This window comes from Photobacterium sp. GJ3 (genome assembly GCF_018199995.1).
In the GTDB taxonomy this organism is placed as follows: Bacteria; Pseudomonadota; Gammaproteobacteria; order Enterobacterales; family Vibrionaceae; genus Photobacterium.
Genome location: NZ_CP073579.1, coordinates 419,109 through 441,833, shown reverse-complemented (window position 1 = coordinate 441,833; position 22,725 = coordinate 419,109). Strand labels below are relative to the sequence as shown.

Sequence of the window (22,725 nt, the reverse complement as noted above, 5' to 3'; positions counted from 1 at the left end):
CAGCGCCCCCTCAACATCAAAATGATAAAAGCGACATGATACATCTGGGTCATTCTGAAATTGTCTCCGCAATGTCACCGTTGCGGGTTTCTGTGATGGCGCAGGCAGCGTCTTGTGTCTGCATCGCCTGTTTCAACAGCTGAGTAAGTGCATCCAGCGCTTGCTGGGTGGCGTTTTCGGGTTCACCCGGTTCCGGTAATGCATACCCAATGTTGATCCGTAAACAATCCCGGTACAAATCACGACTGGTGAACAGCGCTCCGAGCCGGATATCCAATTGGACTGCCTGCAAAAGATGTTTGAATCGTGCCAGGTTCAGTGCCGGAATTTGCAACCACAGCACCATACCGCCTGCCGGGTCGCTGATTCTGACTTCCCCTGGTAACGCCTGTTCCAGATATTCGATATAACGGCGTTTATTAGCCAGCAATGCAAACCGGCGATGTTTGAGAGAACGACTGTATTGGCCGTTATCGATAAAGTCGGCAATGGCCAGTTGCACTGGCAACGATACGCCGAAACATCCGGCCGCGAAGCGACGCAGATAAGATTCGAAATAGCGCCCCGGCAAACACCAGCCTAAACGGTAACTGGCCGCCAGTGTTTTCGACACCGAACCACACCACAAGATGTAACCCGCCTGATCATAATATTTCGCCGGTAAGGGCACCGTATTGTTGTGCGGCAACTCCATATATACATCGTCTTCAATCACAGGCACCTGATATTGCGCGGCCATCCGGGCCAGACGTTGTTTCTGTTCTGGCGTCATCGTAATGCCCTGCGGATTCATGTGTGTGGTACAGAACAAGCCAGCCTGAATCGTCCCCTGCTGCATGTGATATTCCAGTTGGTCTAAATCGATACCACTTTCCACCGACGGAATTTCAACGATATTGCGCGACATTTCCCGCAATAATGTCAGCAATCCATTAAAGCAGGGGGAGCTGATTGCAATGGCATCACCGGGCTGGGTACAAACCTCGATTGCAGCCCGGATTGCATCCATACAGCCATTGGTGATCACCAGTTGATCCGGCTGAAAATGAAAACCGTAAGGTGCAAAGTGCTGCGACAGAACAGTGCGTGTGATCTGCTCGCCCTGAGGTGCAGGATAGAAATTCATCCGTTCGCCCAATCGCTGGTGAGCGCGGCGAAAACTCTGTTCCAGCTGCTTTGCCAGCACGGCATCCGCTTCAAACCGGGAATATCCCAAAGGACCCGCATGCTGACTTTCGGGCGCCTGTCCCTGTGAACCCCATTCTTCAGAAGCCTGATATTCCGCAGCCGAAGTCATCCGGCTTTCAAACCGGGCAAGCGCGGGCTGGCGATGGGTGCCCCGCTTTGCGACAAAGTAACCCGACTGAGGTTTGGCGACGATCCACCCCTGTGATTCAAGATGCTGGTAGCAGTTGAGCGTGGTCGTCATGCTCACCTGATGCAACTGAGAAAACTGACGCAGCGACGGCATCCGGCTCGGTGCAGCCAGCTTGCCCGACTGAATCGCTGAGATGTACTGCGCTGCAAGCTGCTTATACTTCATATCCCACCACCAACTGTACTCTTTTTGAATTTAAAAATTGTATCTGCACCGCTCTTGTTCAGCAATGCACAATGCAATTGAAATCAATCACGCAGGAGGACAACGAATGAATTTCAAGGATGCTTTGCTGGGTCTGTTTGTCATGCTGATCTGGGGAATCAACTTTTCAGTCATCAAGTTAGGCGTCAGTCAGACCGATCCCATGTTGATGACGGCCATCCGCTTTACCTTAGCCACGGTGCCGCTGATCTTTTTTGTGAAAAAACCCAATGTGCCATGGCGGTATCTCATCAGTTATGGCGTGATTTTTGGTGTTGGTGTCTGGGGTGTAGCGTCCTGGTCGATTACGGCGGGGTTGTCCGCTGGCATGGCATCTGTGCTGCTGCAAACCAATGTCATCTTTGGCCTGCTGATCGGCTTTCTGGTGTTTCAGGACAAAATCACGGCCAATAAAGTCATCGGCGCACTGTTTGCAGGTTGCGGGCTCACACTCTCTCTGATGGCAACCGACGGCACAATCACGCTTCAGGGCGTTGTGCTGATCCTGATCTCTGCTTTGTCGTGGAGTCTGGTCAGCACCATTGTGAAAAAATCCGGCACCACGCAGGCGTTCGCGTTCAGTATCTGGGGCATGGCGTTTGCCCCCGTGCCGTTACTGATTTTTGCACTGTCCTTGCACGGCACGGGAATCATTGCGGAGACCATTGAGGGCTGGAACCGTTACACCACGTTTTCCGTTCTCTTTCAGGCCTATCCGACCACGGTGTTCGGCTACTGGGTCTGGAATCGCTTGCTGCTGAAATATCCGCTCAGTACCGTAGCCCCCGTGAATCTGACCGTGTCTGTTTTCGGGTTAATGGGTGGCGCCCTCTTCTATGGCGAGCCTGTCGGTGCGCTTCAGATTCTGGCTGCCAGCCTGATTTTGTCTGGCGTTCTGGTGATTTTACTGAATCCGGGCAGACAGTCGCTGGTCCGCATGGTGATGCGGCTGCGTCATCGCGCTTCCTCAAATGCTTCTCTCTGAAACTGAAAAGACACCCGGTCACGGGTGTCTTATTGGAACAAAGGCTGTTTTTCAGGATTCAGATACGGGCATTCAACTGTGATTCCGCCACCAGCGCATCCATAAATCCAAACAGTGCACGGTTCATCTCGCTGTAGTCAACACTGAGCAGCACTTCTGCAGTCTGAATGAAAGGGCGAATGCCAGCACCTTCGAGATCGGCGCCTGAATGTTCAATCAAACCGGCAATGGATTCACGGGTAAACTCAGGATGACACTGAAAGCCATAAGCCTGCGACGAGTAGCGGACAATCTGGCGCGGACAACCCAGACTCGTCGCCAGCACCTGACACTCTGGTGTTAAACCCGGCATATCATTGTGCCAGTGGCCAACAACCAGTTGTGCCGGAAAGCCTTCGAATTTCCGGTCCAGCCGGGCATGTTTGTTGATGACAATCGGGAAACATCCGACTTCCGGCTCAGGGCTTCGCGTGTATGACGCACCAAAAGCCTCTCCCAGCAACTGTGCCCCGAGGCAGAAACCCACCACAGGTTTCCCGGTAGCCACAACCCGCTGAATGAGCTGAATCTCTGCTTTTGCATCAAAATAAGCACAGCTTTCCTGGGTTGTCGATGGACTTTGCGGCCCGCCCAGAACAATCAGTAAATCAATCTCATCCACCTGCTCCGGTAGAGCTTCTTCCAGATAAACCCGCGAATAGGATGTAGAGTAATTGCGCTGATCGACCCATTGCAGCAGCGCGCCCGGCCCTTCAAATGATTCGTGCATGACAAAATGTACTTTCATGACTGTCCCTTCTTTCAAACTTGTCATTCGTGATTCCAATTCATAATATGCACTATTGGTAACAACAGATAACGACAATATGACAAAAAATACCGGCAATCAGACAAAGCAAGCGGTGAATAGTAACACCTTGCTCTCGCAATACCCGGACCATCCTGTCCTGATCAATCGGATTGAAATGGCGAAAGGCTTCCATGACGCCAATCACAGCCATGACTGGCATCAGGTACTTTACCCATCCAGGGGCCTTCTGAAAACGAGGACAGATTCCCATCATTTTTATATCCCGCATCACAGAGCCCTGTTTATTCCGGCGGGCGTCAGTCATGCATCGGATGTGATCCGGGAAGCGACTTTCATTGGCCTGTACCTGAATCCGTCACAAATCAACGCATTACCCAAGGTGAGCCAGCCCATTGAGGTCAGCCCGTTTTTCCGGGCGTTGATCCTGAAGCTGGTTCAGGTCGTTGATCCTGCTCAGCCGATCACGCAACCGCTCCTGAATTTACTGGCGGTATTTGCCGACGAGCTCCGGGCAAAAAAAGACAGTGCGCTGGAACTGCCAATGCCTGCCGATCGCCGGTTACAACCGATAGTCAACGCACTGACTGAACAGCCGGACAGCCAGAAAACACTTCAGACATGGGCTGAAGAAACAGGCGCAACCGAGCGAACACTGTCTCGCCTGTTCAAAAAAGAAGTTCACCTGACCTTTCCGCAATGGCGCCAGCGGCTCCGCCTGATGAGTTCGCTCAATTTACTGGAGAAAGGAGATTCCGTTCAGGATGTTGCGCATCAGATTGGTTATCAATCTGTGTCCGCATTTATTGAAGCGTTCCGTCTGGCGTTTAAACAAACCCCGCAGCAATTCAAAACGGAATCCCGTCAGCAGGCTGCCTACTGATTCCCCTTCTCAATCAAGGCTTCATCACACACATGAACGATTTGCTGTTCTTCGTCCGTCATCCGGCCTTTTTTCCAGGTTCCGCGCCGAAACCAGCAGAAAGCAAAAATAGCGACCACAACATTCGTCACCGCGAAAGACCACCAAATACCCTGCTCCTGCAGCGTGGTGTGCTTCGACAGAACATAAGCGATCGGAAACTGAACCATCCATTGTGACACCAGGGCCACCATCATGGCGTTCTGCATATTGCCGGACGCACGAAACGCTGAAACCACACACAACTGAATCCCAATCCCGCCCCAGGTCAGGCACATGGTTCTGAGAAACTGCGCCCCCGCCTGAATGACCTCGGAGTCATCCGGAATAAATATCGCAATCACCTGTGGTGCGAACACATACACCAGCACACCAATCAGCGTCAGGCCCATCAATCCCCACAGGGTGCCGAGCAAGGTGACTTTTTCAGCCCGTTCGATCTGGCCGGCACCCATGTTCTGACCGACCAGGGTTGAAACAGCCATCGACAAGCCCATCGCAGGAATCATCACGAACTGAAGGATATTCGCGCCAACCCCGTAAGAGGCAATGGTCACGGTGCCGAAACTGGCCACCAAAAAAGACAAAATAATGGTCCCCAGCGCGCGAGCCGACAACTCAACGGAGCCCGGTACTCCCAAAAAGAAAGCCTTCCGGATATAAACAAAATCCGGAATGAAATTCCGCCACTCCAGTTGGATGCCATGCCTGCCCCGTAAAAACACAATCAAGCCGAGTACAGCTGCGATCGACTGAGTGACCAGCGTCGCAAGCGCTGCGCCCATCACACCCAGGCCCGGGAACATGCCCCATCCGAAAATGAACAAGGGATCGAGAAAGAAGTTCAGGACGACGGTTCCGAACACGATCATCAGCGGGATTTTAATTTGCCCTATTCCCCGCATCAGTGACTGAAACATGGCGAAGAGGAACACAAAAATCACGCCGATAAATGACACATGCATGAACTTCAGTGCATCACCATAAACTTGCTCACTGACCCCAAGCAACATCAGAAAATAAGGGGAGAGCAGATAACCCGAGAGACCCAGTATCACGGATGTAAAAGCTACCATCAGCATGGTTTGGGCAGCAACATGATTCACTTTTTCATATTGTCCCGCGCCCATATATTGCGCAGACAAAGTAGCACCTGCCATTGCTAAGCCGGAACCCAAGGCAATCACCAGAAAAGTCACGGGCATACTTACAGACACTGCCGCGACTTCAGAGGCTCCGAGCCGGCCCACCCAGAACGCATCGGTAAACTGATAGGCAGACTGCAATACATTGGTGAGAATAATGGGAATCGCCAGTGAAATCAGCGCTTTGTTAATCGGTCCTTCCAGAAATTTTTTCTGCTTATCAGACATCGGTAAACCTTCACATTATTTTTGTTGTTCCAATCAGCATGGCGCTCATACCCGTGAAGTCAATGGCGGCGGCCAACACTTCTGCGTTTCTTTCCAAACGATCTGAGACGCATGTTGTTCTGAATGACTGACAGATAAACCGGTCGCCTTGCTATACTTTCTCCAATACCTGCTCAGCGCCGTGATTCAACGAAGGATAACGGTATGAAATCCCTATTCCCCCTTGCTATTGTCGCAATGACCGTTGCTGGGTTTGCCCAGTCGGCCGACAAAGACGCCATGCTGCAAGATGCTTTGAGTGCTGCACCTCCCACCCTGCGGGATAAAGTCACTGTTATGGACTGGGATAAAAATGTACTTCAGGAAGGTTCAGGTTCCTACACCTGCTTTCCGACACCCCCGCAGCTTGAAGGGACAGCCCCGATGTGTATGGATGGCCTCTGGATGCTCTGGGCTGATGCATGGATGAATAAAAAACCGGTTCAGATCGAATCCATCGGCATCTCCTACATGCTGGCTGGCGATGGCGGTGCCAGTAACATTGACCCTTACGCTGAAAAGGAAACACCGGACAATCAGTGGATTGTGGAAGGGCCACATCTGATGATCATCACGCCGGATAAGTCTTTACTGGACGCCCTGCCGACAGATCCGAACAATGGCGGTCCTTACGTCATGTGGAAAGACACGCCTTACGCTCATATTATGGTGCCCGTCGGCCCCCGGAAGTAAATCACAACCTCAAGCCAGGCAAGAGACTGTCTTACCTGGTTTGCCCCCAACGATCAACATACATGCTCACATCAGTATCGATACACCACCAAATACAGCCATCCCTATCACCGCGGTCAACAGCACGTTTTTCGTTTTCCAGGCAATCAATGCCGAGACCAGCGCCCCAATCAGATAGGGGTTGCTCCACGATAAATTTAACCCGCTTTGTTCGGGTACAAACACAATCGGCGCCCAGATCGCGGTCAGAACCGCCGGGCTGGCGTAACTTAAAAAACGTTGCGCCTGATGATTCAGCCGAATGGGCAGGCCCGGTGCCAGAAAAAGATACCGGCTGGCAAAAACAATCAAAGCCATCGCAAGAATCGTTAACCAAATCATGCCTGTTCTTCCTTCTTGTTCAGGTACTCGAATGTTGTGTTCCCAAAAATTCGTTCAATGCTGTAACCGCAGAGCATTGCCAGCAAGCTGGCGATCATCAGCCCACCCTCAATCTCCATCGCTGCAGCAACAACAGAAGCAAGCACTGCAACCAGCACTGTCATCAGAACAGACCAGCGTTGAATGGTTGGAATCACAATGGCAATGAAAGTTGCAGCAATCGCAAAATCCAAACCGAGCTCATCAAGATTCGGAATAAATTTTCCGGCAAATATCCCGGCCAGCGTTGCCAGATTCCAACTGATGTAGAACCAGAGTCCGGCACCCAGCGCGTACCAGGGTTGAAAACGTTTCGGAGACTGATTCCCACAAAGTGCAAATAACTCATCGGTGAGCAGAAACCCCAGCCCGAGACGCCAGCGTAATGGTAAAGGGCTGATCGTCGGACGCATTGTGATGCTGTATAACAAGTGACGCGATGTGATGAAAAAAGTTGTCAGGAGGATCGTCAATATTCCGACACCGGCTTTGATCAAACCGGTTGCCACCAATTGCGCAGCCCCGGCAAATACAATGGCCGACATTGCGACACTTTGCATGACATTCATCCCCGCTTCAATTGCGAAAGAGCCAGCCAGTAATCCCCATGGAATGACGGCAATACATAATGGCGAAACGGCCAAGGATCCCTGTCTGAACAGCCGCCATTTTTCAACGTTGCTTAACGTGTTCTCAGAAACACCCACTTCTTCTGAATCTTTCACTGTCATCATCCCACCACACAAATTTTCCCCGCCCTGGCAAAGTGGTTGGCGCTTTTTTTCTTGCGCGAATTTGTCAATGCAAAAACGGGGGATAAAACAAAAAAATCGGAAATAATTGACCCTTTACGGATTATTAGCACTGACTAACAGTACTACAGTTTACTCTTTTCACGCCACAAGCTAATGTGGCGTACCAATACAAATAAACACCTTATAAATAAAAGACTTCCTGACCCGGCAATATATACAAGTGATTGCACTTCTGTCTCTGCAAATCAGTTGTATTTTATGCATCCGATTCAATGTCAGGTTTGCCTGAATAAAACAATGACAACAAATCTTTTTTCTCATTATTTTGTCACCGACAACACAGATCCCAGCTTATTGGTTTCGGGAGAATACGACGCCTCACTGGTCATTATTTCGCTATTGATTTCAATTGGCGCCTCGTTTCTGGCCCTCTTGCTGGCCGAATCCACAAAACTCAGTACAACGCCATTGATGCGACGGTTGCATATATTGATGGGCGCAGCCTCTTTGGGTGTGGGCGTCTGGTCGATGCATTTCATCGGCATGCTGGCCTTCGAGCTCTGTACCACAGTCAACTATCAAATCAACACCACACTTATTTCACTCGTGCCGAGTTTCCTTGCATCCTGGGTCACTCTCCATTTGCTCACCAAACAAACCGTGAGTTCAACACGGTTGCTGCTTTGCGGTGTTACCGTGGGTCTTGGGATCGGTTCAATGCATTACATCGGCATGGCCGCTATGGTCCTTGGTCCATCGCTGAAATATGAGCCCGTTTTGTTTGTACTGTCGATTCTGGTGGCAGCAACGCTGGCCACACTGGCGCTGTGGATCAGTTTCGGGCTTCGTAAACGGCTGGATATTCCCAGTTATCAGGTCCAGCTGCTCGCGAGTATTGTGATGGGATTAGCGATTGCAGGCATGCACTATACCGCCATGGAGGCGACACGTTTTATCGGGCTGCCAGACCCGGGTTTCACCGCTGGAAGTCAGCGGCATTACTTGCTGGCAGGCACCATCACTATTGTTACAGTGACACTGAGCCTGTTCATTGCTGCAGCGAATGCACTCACCCGCTACCGAGCCTTACTCCAACGAAGTGAAGAGACGGCGTCTGAACTCAAAGCGACAATTGATACTGCGGTCGATGGCATTATCAAAATCTCACATCGCGGAATTATTCAATCTTTCAATGCTTCTGCGGAACGTATCCTCGGCTATCAGGAAAACGAAGTCATCGGAAAAAATATCAATATTCTGATGCCTGAGCCATACCGAAGTGCCCATGATTCTTATCTGGGGAATTATCTGGAAACCGGGAAAGCACGGATTATCGGAATTGGCCGAGAAGTCTCGGCCATGCACAAAAATGGCCTGATCAAGCCGATCCGACTGTCAATCGGTGAATCCAAACTCAACGGGATCAGTACCTTTGTTGGCGTGATCACCGACATCAGCCAGCAAAAAGCCATGGAAGATGCCCTGCGCCGCTCCAAAGAAGAAGCCGAAATTGCAGCTCAGGCGAAAAGTACATTTCTGGCCAACATGAGCCATGAATTACGCACCCCGATGAACTCAATTATCGGGTTTTCAGAGCTGATGCTGGACAGCAACATGAGCCCTGAACAGCAACGTCATCTGGGCATTATCCGCAATTCTGCAAAAACATTATTGAACCTGCTGAATGATGTTCTGGACTCCGCCAAGCTGGAAAGTGGCACAACAGAGCTTGAAAGCCGGCATTTTTCACTGCGTCAGATGTGTGAACAGCTGATCGCAACTCAGTCCCTGCTGGCCAATAAAAAGGGCATTGAACTCCAGTTGCACTATGATGCGCAACTCAGTGAGTATTATCAGGGCGATCCATTACGGGTACAGCAAATTATTCTGAATCTACTGAGTAATGCCGTGAAGTTTACGGAAAAAGGGTACGTGAAATTGCATCTTTCTCCCGGCAGAATCAAAGGCATTACGATTCTGGTGGAAGATACGGGCATTGGGATCCCACCCGAGCGCCTGAACAGCATTTTTGCACCGTTTTCACAGGCAGACTCGACCATGTCGCGCAGATTTGGTGGCACTGGCTTGGGAACCACCATCGCCAAACAGTTGGTAGAGCTCATGCATGGCCAGATCAGTGTTTACAGCCAGCTGGCGCAAGGGTCAACCTTCAAAGTCGATCTCCCTTTACAACGCGGGGAACCGGCGAAAGTTGAAGACAATCATCAGGAAGAAATCCTCCTGCCACCACTCAAGATACTCGTCGCCGATGATGTATCGCAGAATCTCGAACTGATGAGCGGCCTGCTCAAACGGAATCACCATCAGTTACTCACCGCCAGAAATGGCCGGGATGCCCTGCGCATCTATCAGCAACACCCGGTCGATATCATTTTGATGGATGTTCAGATGCCAATCATGGATGGCTTGCAGGCCTGTCAGGCCATCCGACAATACGAAGCAGAACAAGGGCTGCCGCAAGTCCCTGTGATTGCATTGACAGCCAGTGTGCTTGAAAAAGACCGGCGCGATGCGATGGCTGCCGGCATGAACGGATTCGCGGTCAAACCGATTGATATTTATGGACTGAATGCAGAAATTGCTTATTTGATGGGGATTGCTGTTCAGACCCACATTTCGCCTCAGGATAACGCAGACGAAGCAGATCACCTCATCGACTTCAAAAAAGGCCGCCTGCTCTGGGGCTCGGAGCAATCTCAGATCGCCGCAATCCAGAAGTTTATCAGCCAGCACCAGCACCATCCTGATTTTCTGGCCCGGATCCTGAGTGGCAACCAAACCAAAGCCCTGTCACATGTTCATAAGGTGAAAGGTGTTGCCGGCAATTTGTGCATGCCAGCGCTCTACCAGTGTATGAAACAGCTCGAAAAAGCCCTGCAACGAGAAGAAAATACAGTGCCGTTGTTCAGCCAGTATCGAGCACGTTTTCAGGCGATGAATAACTTGCTGAGTTCCATGGATATGTTGACCGATTTTGAAGCCAATCCATCGAACACAGCACTCAACCACCACGATATTCTTAAAATGATCCAACAGCTGGAACAAGGAGAAATGCCCGAATCTGCCTTCATGGCCCTCCAGGCTCAGTTACCAGCCGAACTGGCCGATGATGTGGAAACCGCGATGAGCGATTTCGAACTGGATTTGGCCGCTTCATTATTGAGTGAATACCTGGCAAGCAAGACGCATGCAGAGGCTCAGGATGCATAATCGAAAAACACTACTGCTGGTCGATGATGAACCGGCAAACCTTCAGGTACTAAAAAACATTTTGTCTGCAGATTACCGTCTGCTGTTTGCCAGAAACGGCAGTCGCGCTCTGGCGCTCGCTGCATCTGAAAAACCAGATATGATTCTGCTGGATGTCATGATGCCGGATTTGTCTGGATTTGAGGTCATTCAGGAACTGAAAGCCCGGCCAGGCCTTCGTCATATTCCGGTAATTTTTGTGACCGCACTGTCTGAAACCGAAAATGAAACACAGGGTTTTGAACTGGGTGCAGTGGATTTCATTACCAAACCTGTCAGCCCGCCGATTGTCTGTGCCCGGGTCAAGAATCATTTGTCTCTGGTCAGTATGGATGAATTAAAGTCAACGCGTTTATCTGTCGTTCAGAAGCTTGGTAAAGCGGCTGAATATAAAGACAATGAAACGGGCTGCCATGTCATTCGTATGAGTCATTACGCACAAACCATAGCCCGGGCAGCAGGCCTTAGCGAGAGCTGGTCGGAAACCCTGCTCCATGCCGCACCGATGCATGATATCGGGAAGATTGGCATCCCGGATAACATTCTCAAGAAAAATGGAAAACTCACCGTGGATGAATGGCACGTGATGAAGCGTCATACATTAATTGGTGCAGAAATTCTTGGCGATGACCCGTCAGACCTGATGCAAATGGCTCGGAATATCACCATTTATCACCATGAGAGATGGGACGGCTCGGGGTATCCATATGGCATGAATGGTGATGCAATCCCGATCGAAGCCCGCATTACCGCCATCGCTGATGTTTTTGATGCCCTGACCAGCGAGCGGCCTTATAAAAGAGCCTGGTCCGTTGAGGAAGCAACGACTTATATCCGAAATCAAAGCGGTATGCACTTCGACCCGGAACTCGTCGATGCATTTCTTCATTGTTTACCTGAATTACTACAGGAAAAAGAGAAATGGGTAGAATGATTAATTTTCTGTTGTCCGTCCACTGAGTCTCACCATTGAGCACCAGGAGAAACTACTCGGTTTCTCCTTTTTATTTCCCAGCACTATGTCATTTCACAGCAAAAACAAGTGACTTTTATGCAGTTTACCCTGCGCCAAACCATGCGCACCATTGCTTATCACGATCAATGTATAACCTCTATTTGCAAGTCTGACCTCTGGTTCGACCATAAAATAAGTAAAGACTAATTAACTAATTTATTATTTTTGATAACAAAAAACCAATTTCCTGCTGAATCAAAATGAGAAGCCCTCGGCAATTTTCATGATTGCAACCGCTTACAGAGCAAAAAATCGAAGGTGGGATGTTAAACATCAGAATAGAATATGGAATCATAGTGATGGGAATTTTCAATTTTTGTAAACCTGACTGAATATTTATTTTGCTGAATTTTAGGGAAAACTTAACTGTGGTGTGTCAAACATGAACTGTGTGAAATGTGGTGTCAGAACACTCGACAAACCAGACGGCACGCCTGCTGAAATGTGTAAAAAATGCACGGAAGGCGATCAGGCCCAATCACAGGACGGTTTGCAGTCAAAATATTCACTGAAGTTCCGGCTGGCCATTGGTTTTCATACTTTATATGCCGTGATCTGGTTGATTTGGGGGATTGTCTGCGGCTTTCAGGCGGCGATTGACGGCGTTATGAATGTTGAGACCAATAACCTCTATATGGTGTTGCTGGCCGTTGTGATGATTGTCCTGCATCTCACCGCTGGATACACCTTACTGATTCGTCATCGCTGGGCAGAGAACGCCACGATGCTGTTTGGCGCCATACTCTTTTTCTTCTATCCATGGGGGACGGTGGCTGGCTCAACGCTGATTTACTCGCTGGTTCAATTGCGATATGACTACACGCTGACATCTAAATTCTTTAAGAAACTTTACCGTTAATCCAACCATTTCACCTGATCCTATCTCCCTTTTGCTTCACAACGAATTGACGTACACTGTGCGGCTTTTCATTGAACAGGAGGGAGTATGTATATCGGTTTCGACTATGGCACAGCCAATTGCGCAGTGGCAATCATGGAGAATGGTCAGCCCAGGCTGCTCCCTTTAGAAGGCGATCAATTCTATATCCCTTCCACACTGGCCGCACCCACCCGGGAAGCCGTCAGCGAAGCATTATTCAAACATTACGATATCAAACCCGCAGATAAAGCCGGAGAGATTCTCCTTCGCCGATCCATTATTGCGAACCGGGAAGAAGACATTGTTGTCGATGCGCAAGCCTTGCAGTTTGGGCAGCAAGCGCTGGACAGCTATCTGGCTGAACCCGATGAAGTTTATTACGTCAAATCCCCCAAATCATTCCTGGGAGCGGCCGGTTTGCATGAGATGCAACTGAGTCTTTTTGAAGATTTAGTTTGTGCCATGATGGCGAACATCAAACGCCGCTGTGAGGCGATTTGTGAAGACACAATCACTCAGGCTGTCATCGGCCGCCCCATCAACTTTCAGGGAACCAGCGGCGAAAAAGCCAATGAGCAGGCGGAAGCCATTCTGCGTCGTGCCGCGACACGGGTTGGTTTTCAATCGGTTGAATTCCAGTTTGAACCCGTGGCTGCCGGGCTTGAGTATGAAAGTCGGCTGAAGGAAGACAAAACAGTACTTGTTGTGGATATCGGTGGTGGTACGACAGACTGTTCTGTGTTGCAAATGGGTCCGAGCTGGCTGAATCAAACCGATCGGACCGCCGGTCTGATTGCACACAGCGGTAGCCGAGTCGGCGGGAATGATCTGGATATCGCCCTCGCCTTCGAACGTATCATGCCGTTGTTTGGAAAGCACACACGTAACCAGCGCGGACTCGCAGCACCACTCAGCCAGTTCTGGAATCCCGTTGCCATTAACAACGTTGCTGCGCAGAGTGACTTCTATGCCAGCAATAATTTTGCAACGCTGAAACAACTGGTCAGAGATTCTGCGGAGCCTGAAATCATTCAGCGATTGGTGCAGGTTTATCAGCACACACTGGGGCATCAGTTAGTCCGTGAAGCAGAAATGATGAAAATTGCACTGTCTGAACAGCATGTTGCCAGCAGCCAGCTAAAAATTGGACAAGAACATCTGGCGTTACACTGCACTGATAAAGAGCTCGCAGACGCCGTCAAAAGTAATGCCGAAAAGATTAGTCAGTTGATCAACGAAGCGCTGGTTCAGGCAGAATGCCAGCCAGATGTGATCTACATGACAGGTGGCAGTGCTCGCTCCCCAATTTTGCGGCAACTGATCGAATCACGTCTGCCGGGTGTTCCGATTGTTGCGGGTGACTATTTTGGCTCAGTGACATCCGGCCTGACCCGCTGGGCGGAGCGTTGTTTTCGATAATTTCTGACCTCAGGCCGTCAATCAATTCAGCTCATATAAGGAAATATCATGATCATCAAAAAAGTAAGACATCTCACTCTCATGGCGGCAATGACGCTGTTTACAGCATCGGTGACAGCCAACAGCGATTTTGGGCCGGTTCAAGTTAAAAGTGTCACCGTTCATGATGCGCACATGATCATTGTGGAGATTGCTGGGGATGGCGCAAAAAAACACACAGAACAATGTGATGATGGCCGCGAGAGGCAACTCATCATTAACAAAGACTCCCCTTACGAAAAAGAAATGTTTTCTGTAGCACTTGCAGCAAAAGCTTCAGGGAAGTCCATCACTGGCTGGGCCAATGGATGCCATGCATTCTGGAATTATAAAGCACCAAAGCTCACCGTCATCTCATTGGTCGATTAATCAGCAGTCCACGCTATCAACCATCATTTGCGGTCAGCTGCTGATACACAGCGGACCGCAATGCTCTCTCTGATTGAACATCTCTACTTTACCTTCACTCCAGAACAACGAGTGCAACATAACCTCTGATTGTGTACAATAACCCAAGTTATCACACGAACATTTAAGCAACAGAGGATGCCTCAATGACCTGGAATGTCTATCTCTCGGGTGAAATCCACACCGACTGGCGCGAACAAATTATCAAAGGTTGTGAAGCCAAAGACCTGAACATTGTGTTTACTTCTGCGGTTACAGACCATGACAGCAGTGATGCAGCCGGAGACGGTTTAGGTGAAGAGTCCAACAGTTTCTGGCGGGATCACAAGTCGGCGAAAGTCAATGCGATTCGGATTCAGAACCTGATTCAGCAATGCGACCTCGCCATTATCCGGTTCGGTGACAAGTACAAACAATGGAATGCTGCTTTTGATGCCGGTTACTGTGCCGCGCTGAATAAGCCCTACATCACACTGCACAGTGAAGACATCGTCCACCCCTTAAAGGAAGTGGATGCCAGCGCTCAGGCCTGGGCCACCTCCCCAGCTCAGATCGTTGAGATTCTGGACTATCTGCTCAATCAAAAGTAATACATTCGTATCCAGTGATATCAACGCAGCAGTACTTTCCAATACAGGTGCGTTGATATCCTTCATTCATCGAATCCGCTGCCCGGAGACCGCCGGATGATACAACGGCTGAACAACATTCCCTGCCGGATCGGTGCAATGAAAGCTCCGTGCACCATCACTGTGATCATGTGGCCTGTCTAACAAAGGCACACCTTGCGATTGCAGAAATTCATACCAAGCCTGCAATTCTTCTTTGCTGTCTACAATGAATCCAAAGTGATCCAACGATTGCTGCTGATTGTCCTGTGGCCCATCCGCTCTGCTCAAAGATAAGTTATCGTTCCCGCAACTCAGATAAACCAGGTTATCACTGGCCCTTCTGAGGACTTCCATCCCCAGAGTCTCGGTATAAAAACGGATACAATCTTCAAACGGATAAACGCACAGCGCAAGGTGTCGTAACCCATTCAACGGTTTTGGTCTCTGACTCATTTCGTCTCACTCCTTGTGAAATCACAAACAACATTGTATACAATGTGTGGTGATTAATTCAATTTCGGACACAACACCTCCTCAGAAAAGGATACCTTCATCATGTTTTGTATTGTGGTAAAAAATGTCGTGAAAAAAGGCTTTAAGGATCAGTATCTGGCCATTATGAAAGAAAATGCGAAAGCCTCCGTGGAAACCGAGGCAGGTTGCCTGACATTTGATGTTCTGGTGTCCCAGAACGATGATCATTGTTTCTACCTCTACGAAATCTATACCAGTGAAGCAGCACTTGCCGAACATAAGCAAACCTCCCATTATCTGGACAGCCGTCGGCACTTATCGGGGTTGGTTGAAGCTCAATCCGTCATTCGCTGTGATGCCCTGGCACAAAATCGCAGCTAAGATTGGCAGGCTCAATCTCAGCTCCCTAAACTTTTCATTACCCTGCATGAGTCATGCCTCATGTTCGTCGTTCCCGCGCAGGCGGGATCCAGCGACGTTGATGCGCCAGAGCCACGTCTGGGTGCTGTGAACGATTCTGCCGAATGGCTGAACCTTGCTGGGATTTATCTGTTCAATAAAGATTTTCGTGTGTTTGTAGCCCAGCGCTCTATGAATTCCCGCCTTCGCGGGAATGACGGTAATCTCATGAATTATATGAAATTTGTCGTTCCCGCGCAGGCGGGAACCCAGTGACGTTGATGCGCTGAAGGCTCGTCTGAGCGCTGTGAACCGTTCTACAGAATGACTGAACTTTGCTGGGATTTTATCTGTTCAATGATGTTATGAACGCGCTTTGAGCCCGGTGCTCTATGGATTCCCGCCTGCGCGGGAATGACGGTAATCGTATGAATTATATGAAATTCGTCGTTCCCGCGAAGGCGGGAACCCAGTGACGTTGATGCGCCGAAGCTTCGTCTGGGTACTGTGAACGATTCTATAGATTGACTTGAACCTTGCTGGGATTTGATTTGTTCAATGATGATTTTCGTGTGTTTGTAGCCCGGCGCTCTATGGATTCCCGCCTGCGCGGGAATGACGGTAACCATATGAATTGTATTAAATTTGTCGTTCCCGCGCAGGCGGGAACCCAGTGACGTTCATGCGCCGGAGCCTCGTCTGAGCGCTGTGAACCGTTCTACAGAATGACTGAACTTTGCTGGGATTTTATCTGTTCAATGATGTTATGAACGCGCTTTGAGCCCGGTGCTCTATGGATTCCCGCCTGCGCGGGAATGACGGTAATCGTATGAATTATATGAAATTCGTCGTTCCCGCGAAGGCGAGAACCCAGCGACGTTCATGCGCCGGAGCCTCGTCTGAGCGCTGTGAACCGTTCTACAGAATGACTGAACTTTGCTGGGATTTTATCTGTTCAATGATGTTATGAACGCGCTTTGAGCCCGGTGCTCTATGGATTCCCGCCTGCGCGGGAATGACGGTAAGACGATGAATTATATGAAATTTGTCGTTCCCGCGAAGGCGGGAACCCAGTGACGTTGATGCGCTGAAGGTTCGTCTGGGTGCTGTGAACCGTTCTACAGAATGACTGAACTTTGCTGGGATTTGATCTGTGCAATGATGTTCTGAACGCGCTTTGAGCCCGGCGCCCTATGGATTCCCGCCTGCGCGCAATGCTGATCGTTTAAGGAAAATTAAGGACTTGAACGATCCTTAATTTCGAGCAAACTATCGGTTCAACTGAAAGGAGCCTGTATGTTTGCTGCTGAATTAGAAGACTTTTCTTCAAGCTACCCACTCAAGAATGATTATTTAGAGGTGTTAAATGCTCACTTGCCCTTTGAGTGGGTCAACAATGCCTTGAGCATGACATCTCATGCTACGGTCAGGCGTCGCAAAATTCAGCCGCAAGATATCCTCAGGCTCGTGATTGGAATGTCTTTGCTTAGGCAAGAGTCTATCCATACGGTCGCTGAGCAATTAGCTTTAAATTCCAAACAGTTAGATAATGCACTGCTGTCTGCTAAAAGCTCATTAACTGAGGCTCGTAAAAGGTTGGGCGTCGAGCCCATTCAGTGGCTCTTTCATCAAAGCGCCAGTCACTGGTCAGAACAAGTTGAGGTCGATAAATGGGAAGGTCTCAGAGTTTATGCCATTGATGGTACCCAATTCCGTGTAGAAGATACGCCAGAATGCCGAGAGCATTTTGGCTCTGCAAACACGGCTTCCGAGTACCAGTCCGGCTATCCAGTAATGCAGTTGACCTGCTTAATGGATACCGCTTCGCGGTTGATCCTTAAAGCAGCAGCCGGACCTTATCGAGAGGCTGAAATCACGCAAGCATCACAGTTGGTGGATGATATCGACGATCACTCAGTCCTGCTGATGGATAAGCTCTATCATAGTGCTGAGTTGCTTCATCATATTGAAAGTCGAGGTCATGATCGCCACTGGGTGACACCATTGAAGAAAGACATCAACTTTGAAATCGTGGATAAATACACGGATAACGACTGGTTGGTGAAACGAAAGCTAAGCCCCCATGCGCGTAAACAGTCACCATCATTACCGCAAGAGTGGCACTTTCGGGTCATCCGCTATCAATTTGAAGGCTTCCCGGAACGCTTTCTCGCGACATCGTTACCGAAAAGTCAGTATGATGCCGCTAAAATTATCGAACTCTATCATCAGCGTTGGGAAATTGAACTAGGATATCGTGAAATTAAATGCACGATGCTCCGCAAAGCCATTGCCTTAAGAAGTAAGAAAATTACTTTGGTCTACCAGGAATTATACGGGCTGTTACTTGCTTATAATTTGATCCGTTACGAAATGGCTCTAGCGGCAAAGGAGGCGAAAGTTAGCCCTCTAAGAATCAGCTTTAAACTCGGTTTTAAGGTCGTTTTGTATGATTATACAGCGATATGCCAGACGAAAAACTTACAGTCGATACCAGCACGACTCAAAGATTTAACGGATACTCTGAAAGATCTGATTCTCCCCAAGCCAGACCGCCCAAATTATGAAAGGGCGGTCAAGATGAGGCCGAATAAATATCCGTTAAAAAGCAACAGAAAAAAGAAGGAATCCTCTTAACCGAACAGCATTGCGCCTGCGCGGGAATAACGGTAATCTCATGAATTATATGAAATTCGTCGTTCCCGCGAAGGCGGGAACCCAGTGACGTTGATGCGCCAGAGCCACGTCTGGACGCTGTGAACGATTCTATAGAAAGGCTGAACTTTGCTGGGATTTTATCTGTTCAATGATGTTTTGAACGCGCTTTGAGCCCGGCGCCCTATGGATTCCCGCCTGCGCGGGAATAACGGTAATCTCATGAATTATATGAAATTCGTCGTTCCCGCGAAGGCGGGAACCCAGTGACGTTCATGCGCCAGAGCCACGTCTGGGTGCTGTGAACCGTTCTACAGAATGACTGAACTTTGCTGGGATTTGATCTGTGCAATGATGTTCTGAACGCGCTTTGAGCCCGGCGCCCTATGGATTCCCGCCTGCGCGGGAATAACGGTAATCTCATGAATTATATGAAATTCGTCGTTCCCGCGAAGGCGGGAACCCAGTGACGTTGATGCGCCAGAGCCACGTCTGGACGCTGTGAACGATTCTATAGAAAGGCTGAACTTTGCTGGGATTTGATCTGTTCAATGATGATTATCGTGTATTTTTAGCCCGGCGCTCGATGGATTCCCGCCTGCACGGAAATGACGGTAATCGTATGAATTATATAAAATTTGTCGTTCCCGCGTAGGCGGGAACCCAGTGACGTTGATGCGCCGAAGCTTCGTCTGGGTACTGTGAACGATTCTATAGATTGACTTGAACCTTGCTGGGATTTGATTTGTTCAATGATGATTTTCGTGTGTTTGTAGCCCGGCGCTCTATGGATTCCCGCCTGCGCGGGAATGACGGTAAGGCGATGAATTTAAAATGATTTGTCGTTCCCGCGCAGGCGGGAACCCAGTGACGTTGATGCGCTGAAGGTTCGTCTGGGTGCTGTGAACGATTTTACAGAAAGGCTGAACTTTGCTGTGATTTTATCTGTTCCATGATGTTTTGAACGCGCTTTGAGCCCTGCGCTCTATGGATTCCCGCCTGCGCGGGAATGACGGTAATCGTATAAATTGTATGAAATTTGTTGTTCTCGCGAAGGCGGGAGCCCAGTGATGTTGATGCGCTGAAGGTTCATCTGGGTGCTGTGAACAATGCGACAGAAAGACTGAACTTTGCTGGGATTTTATCTGTTCAATGATGTTGTGAACGCGCTTTGAGCCCGGCGCCCTATGGATTCCCGCCTTCGCGGGAATGACGGTAATTGCATGAATTATATGAAATTTGTCGTTCCCGCGAAGGCGGGAACCCAGTGACGTTGATGTGCCGGAGTTTCGTCTGGGTGCTGTGAACGATTCTATAGAATGACTGAACTTCGCTGCGATTTTATCTGTTCAATGATGTTGTGAACGCGCTTTGAGCCCGGCGCTCTATGGATTCCCGCCTGCGCGAAAATTTTAGTAAGGCGATGAATTTAAAGTCATTCGTCGTTCCCGCGAAGGCGGGAACCCAGTGACGTTGATGCGCCGAAGCCACGTCTGGGTGCTGTGAACAATGCGACAGAAAGACTGAACTTTGCTGTGATTTTATCTGCTCAATGATGTTGTGAACGCGCTTTGAGCCCAACGCCCTATGGATTCCCGCCTGCGCGGGAATGACGGTAATCGTATAAATTGTATGAAATTTGTCGTTCCCGCGCAGGCGGGAACCCAGTGATGTTCATGCGCCGGAGCCTCGTCTGGGTGCTGTGAACGATTCTATAGAATGACCTGAACCCTGTTGTGATTTTATCTGTTCAATGATGATTATCGTGTGTTTTTAGCCCGGCGCCCTTTGGATTACCGCCTGCGCGGGAATTGACGGTATCAAAAGGCATTTATGGGTACGCTTTGTGCCAGCAAAGCGTATCTGGCGCGCATGAAAAAATGCTGAAATTTGCACTGAACTCAAGCGCGACATACCCGCACAATTTCAGACATGCTCGCGCTGAAACCTCATCTGAACGCTGTCGTGAATTGAGATCAACTCAACGGAGGACTTATCAATAAAGTATCTTTCACGTAAACTGTGACGACAAAAAAGCAGGGATATCTATTTTGCAGCCTTATCAACCGTCCTCACCTCAAAAGCCACGTGGACTCATGATCACATTTGCTCCCGTGATTGTGATCTTTCTCTTGATTATGGCAACCCTTCACTTTTTTGTTCTGCGTCATGTGCCAGAAAATCAAGTTCAGCCGGGTAGCCAAATCTCACAAAACACCCGCGATACATTAGTGAATCATTATATTCTCTCGCCTGACGATCAGATTGAGTTTTTTTACAGTTATGGCAGGAAGTCCGTACTGGAAGGCGGTGCAATTCTGACGGATGATCTGTTAATTCATTATGCTCAGGGAGAGAATCAACGTATCTCTGTCTTTGAGATTCATGTCGACGAACTGGATTCCGTCGAATTAATCGAAAATACCCGAATGGACAAAATTCGAATCTACCGGGTAAATGCCGTCGAATCAGGTATCTGGTTAAACATTGCTTTATCTGCAAAAGATCAAGGTGACAAAGCATTTATTCAGGCACTCCAATATAAATTATCTCAACGCAATTTAAATATTCACATTTAAATAAACCTGAACTTTAGCCGATTTATCATTAAATATGGTTTTCTTCACAACCCGAGATAATCAAAAGGTATTGATGCTTTCTTTCAAGCGCCTTCCCGCTGCAGTCGTCATTGTGTCTGCATTTCTGTGCATGAGCGCATCGGCTTACGCTGGCTGCAGTGAAATGGATGCTCAGTGCTTCATGACGACAAACGGTGAAACACAACCCCAGCGCTGTACAATCACCGTGTGTGCGAGTGCCAGCAGTTATTGGTCGTACTGGCAATTCAGCGATGGGACAACTCTTTCCCATACGTCTTCGACTGAAGAGAGCAAGATTCAAATTAATGATAAACCTGGTTTTTTAATTCCAAATAGCATTCTCAAAGAGAATCTGACCTGCTATGGCGATGAACAGATGAGCACAATCGATTGTGCAAAGGATGTATTACTTTAATCCAAATTCAATACTTCAATATCAATGCTTTCTCATCATCGGCCTTCATGATGAATTCAATCAGCCAAATTCAAATGCAAGACACTTCTTTTGGTCATCACCTCAAATTATTCCTCTGAGACTGTCAAAAATTGTCGGCCTCTGGCAAATTTTGACATTGCTGAAAAGACATTTTTCTCCGGCTTCCCCTATCATGGATTTTATCAGAAGTAAGAAAATGCAACCTGGATGCTATGTTCAAGAAAATCTTTCAAACGCTCGTCTTTTTAGTGCCTGCACTGACGTCGTTTCATACTCACGCACAATCTGTCAGCCACTCAGGAAAACGTACCGTCGACGATGTACTCGCCATTTATGGTCAACTGTCGGAACAACGCCTGAAATACCGATTCAGAAAAGCCAATGTTGCCTACCCACCCACCAAAATTGCCCTGCTTGGTCTGAAGGAAGAAAAGGCACTGGAGCTGTGGGCGATTGATCAACGGGGTGCCCGGCATTTCGTACATAGTTACCCTGTCACAGCGGCAAGTGGCAAGGCCGGTCCGAAAATGAAAGAAGGTGATCGTCAGGTGCCGGAAGGGATTTATAAAATCATCGGGCTGAATCCGAACAGCCGCTTTCATCTGTCCATGAAACTCAATTACCCGAACGATTTTGATATGAAATATGCCAATCTCGAAGGCAGAACGCGTCCGGGAACCAATATTTTCATTCATGGCAAAGCTGACTCGATTGGGTGTCTGGCTATCGGGGATACCGCCATAGAAGAATTATTTACGCTGGTCGGTAAAATCGGTAAAGGGAATGTTGATGTCGTGATTGCGCCACATGATCCAAGAAAAGCCCCTATCCGTCCGATTGCAGCGCAATCTCCGACCTGGGTTTCAGAGCTCTATGCCTCGATTGAAACGGAATTTGCAAGATTCACCTATTAAATCGCTTGAATAAGGTGGGCAGAATCAA

Annotated in this window: 21 protein-coding genes; 15 read left to right on the top strand and 6 right to left on the bottom strand. The window is 48.9% G+C overall.

The genetic code is table 11. The features are described from left to right. Positions 1-49 precede the first annotated feature (49 nt). A complete protein-coding gene (locus KDD30_RS18825; protein WP_211651519.1) occupies positions 50-1,543 on the bottom strand; it encodes a PLP-dependent aminotransferase family protein in 1,494 nt (497 codons plus the stop codon). Positions 1,544-1,649: 106 nt separating this feature from the next. Between KDD30_RS18825 and KDD30_RS18820 the strand changes: the two genes are divergently transcribed. Next, positions 1,650-2,567 carry an EamA family transporter gene (locus KDD30_RS18820; protein ID WP_211651518.1) on the top strand — a complete coding sequence of 306 codons (918 nt, stop codon included), beginning with the start codon at positions 1,650-1,652 and terminating at the stop codon, positions 2,565-2,567. A gap of 58 nt (positions 2,568-2,625) precedes the next feature. Here KDD30_RS18820 and KDD30_RS18815 read toward each other — a convergent pair whose 3' ends face one another. Then, entirely contained in the window at positions 2,626-3,354 is a 729-nt protein-coding gene (locus KDD30_RS18815; RefSeq protein ID WP_211651885.1) for a gamma-glutamyl-gamma-aminobutyrate hydrolase family protein, read from the bottom strand. A gap of 79 nt (positions 3,355-3,433) precedes the next feature. On the opposite strand from KDD30_RS18815, the gene KDD30_RS18810 reads away from it, so the two are divergent. Continuing rightward, on the top strand, positions 3,434-4,258 hold the full coding sequence (locus KDD30_RS18810) for a helix-turn-helix domain-containing protein (protein WP_211651517.1): 825 nt from the start codon (positions 3,434-3,436) through the stop codon (positions 4,256-4,258). Here the strand turns inward: KDD30_RS18810 and KDD30_RS18805 are convergent. After that, a complete protein-coding gene (locus KDD30_RS18805) occupies positions 4,252-5,670 on the bottom strand; it encodes an MATE family efflux transporter (protein WP_211651516.1) in 1,419 nt (472 codons plus the stop codon). The genes KDD30_RS18810 and KDD30_RS18805 overlap by 7 nt on opposite strands. 237 nt (positions 5,671-5,907) lie before the next feature. On the opposite strand from KDD30_RS18805, the gene KDD30_RS18800 reads away from it, so the two are divergent. Beyond that, complete coding sequence (locus KDD30_RS18800) at positions 5,908-6,402, top strand: hypothetical protein (RefSeq protein ID WP_371826125.1); 495 nt, start codon at positions 5,908-5,910, stop codon at positions 6,400-6,402. A 66-nt stretch (positions 6,403-6,468) separates the two neighbouring features. Here KDD30_RS18800 and KDD30_RS18795 read toward each other — a convergent pair whose 3' ends face one another. Both KDD30_RS18795 and KDD30_RS18790 read right to left on the bottom strand, forming a co-directional pair. Then, positions 6,469-6,783 carry an AzlD domain-containing protein gene (locus KDD30_RS18795; RefSeq protein ID WP_211651514.1) on the bottom strand — a complete coding sequence of 105 codons (315 nt, stop codon included), beginning with the start codon at positions 6,781-6,783 and terminating at the stop codon, positions 6,469-6,471. Next, entirely contained in the window at positions 6,780-7,553 is a 774-nt protein-coding gene (locus KDD30_RS18790; RefSeq protein ID WP_211651884.1) for an AzlC family ABC transporter permease, read from the bottom strand. Before KDD30_RS18790 ends, KDD30_RS18795 begins: the two co-directional genes overlap by 4 nt. Positions 7,554-7,874: 321 nt before the next feature. Here KDD30_RS18790 and KDD30_RS18785 point away from each other — a divergent pair, with 321 nt between their 5' ends. From KDD30_RS18785 to KDD30_RS18760, 6 genes are all read left to right on the top strand, one after another. Then, positions 7,875-10,808 carry an MHYT domain-containing protein gene (locus KDD30_RS18785; RefSeq protein ID WP_211651513.1) on the top strand — a complete coding sequence of 978 codons (2,934 nt, stop codon included), beginning with the start codon at positions 7,875-7,877 and terminating at the stop codon, positions 10,806-10,808. Then, on the top strand, positions 10,801-11,781 hold the full coding sequence (locus tag KDD30_RS18780; protein ID WP_249199418.1) for a two-component system response regulator: 981 nt from the start codon (positions 10,801-10,803) through the stop codon (positions 11,779-11,781). Before KDD30_RS18785 ends, KDD30_RS18780 begins: the two co-directional genes overlap by 8 nt. Before the next feature lie 463 nt (positions 11,782-12,244). Continuing rightward, positions 12,245-12,721, top strand: a complete 477-nt coding sequence (locus KDD30_RS18775) for a hypothetical protein (RefSeq protein ID WP_211651511.1) — start codon at positions 12,245-12,247, stop codon at positions 12,719-12,721. An 87-nt stretch (positions 12,722-12,808) separates the two neighbouring features. Then, complete coding sequence (gene yegD / locus KDD30_RS18770; protein ID WP_211651510.1) at positions 12,809-14,161, top strand: molecular chaperone; 1,353 nt, start codon at positions 12,809-12,811, stop codon at positions 14,159-14,161. A gap of 48 nt (positions 14,162-14,209) precedes the next feature. Next, a complete protein-coding gene (locus tag KDD30_RS18765; protein ID WP_211651509.1) occupies positions 14,210-14,569 on the top strand; it encodes a hypothetical protein in 360 nt (119 codons plus the stop codon). A 185-nt stretch (positions 14,570-14,754) separates the two neighbouring features. Beyond that, the gene (locus tag KDD30_RS18760; protein WP_211651508.1) at positions 14,755-15,198 is read left to right on the top strand and encodes a YtoQ family protein; all 444 of its coding nucleotides are present in this window, start codon (positions 14,755-14,757) and stop codon (positions 15,196-15,198) included. A 66-nt stretch (positions 15,199-15,264) separates the two neighbouring features. On the opposite strand, the gene KDD30_RS18755 is transcribed toward KDD30_RS18760, so the two are convergent. Continuing rightward, a complete protein-coding gene (locus KDD30_RS18755) occupies positions 15,265-15,672 on the bottom strand; it encodes a VOC family protein (RefSeq protein WP_211651507.1) in 408 nt (135 codons plus the stop codon). A 102-nt stretch (positions 15,673-15,774) separates the two neighbouring features. On the opposite strand from KDD30_RS18755, the gene KDD30_RS18750 reads away from it, so the two are divergent. The 6 genes from KDD30_RS18750 (at position 15,775) to KDD30_RS18725 (ending at position 22,697) form a co-directional block, all read left to right on the top strand. After that, positions 15,775-16,074 carry a putative quinol monooxygenase gene (locus KDD30_RS18750; protein WP_211651506.1) on the top strand — a complete coding sequence of 100 codons (300 nt, stop codon included), beginning with the start codon at positions 15,775-15,777 and terminating at the stop codon, positions 16,072-16,074. A 60-nt stretch (positions 16,075-16,134) separates the two neighbouring features. Further along, entirely contained in the window at positions 16,135-16,368 is a 234-nt protein-coding gene (locus tag KDD30_RS18745) for a hypothetical protein (RefSeq protein WP_211651505.1), read from the top strand. 1,020 nt (positions 16,369-17,388) lie between these two features. Next, a complete protein-coding gene (locus tag KDD30_RS18740; RefSeq protein WP_211645381.1) occupies positions 17,389-18,729 on the top strand; it encodes an IS4 family transposase in 1,341 nt (446 codons plus the stop codon). A 2,114-nt stretch (positions 18,730-20,843) separates the two neighbouring features. Further along, positions 20,844-21,326, top strand: coding sequence for a hypothetical protein (locus tag KDD30_RS18735; RefSeq protein WP_211651504.1), 483 nt, complete (start codon positions 20,844-20,846; stop codon positions 21,324-21,326). A gap of 73 nt (positions 21,327-21,399) precedes the next feature. After that, entirely contained in the window at positions 21,400-21,762 is a 363-nt protein-coding gene (locus KDD30_RS18730) for a hypothetical protein (RefSeq protein WP_211651503.1), read from the top strand. A 233-nt stretch (positions 21,763-21,995) separates the two neighbouring features. Further along, positions 21,996-22,697, top strand: coding sequence for a murein L,D-transpeptidase family protein (locus tag KDD30_RS18725; RefSeq protein WP_211651502.1), 702 nt, complete (start codon positions 21,996-21,998; stop codon positions 22,695-22,697). Positions 22,698-22,725: the final 28 nt, after the last annotated feature.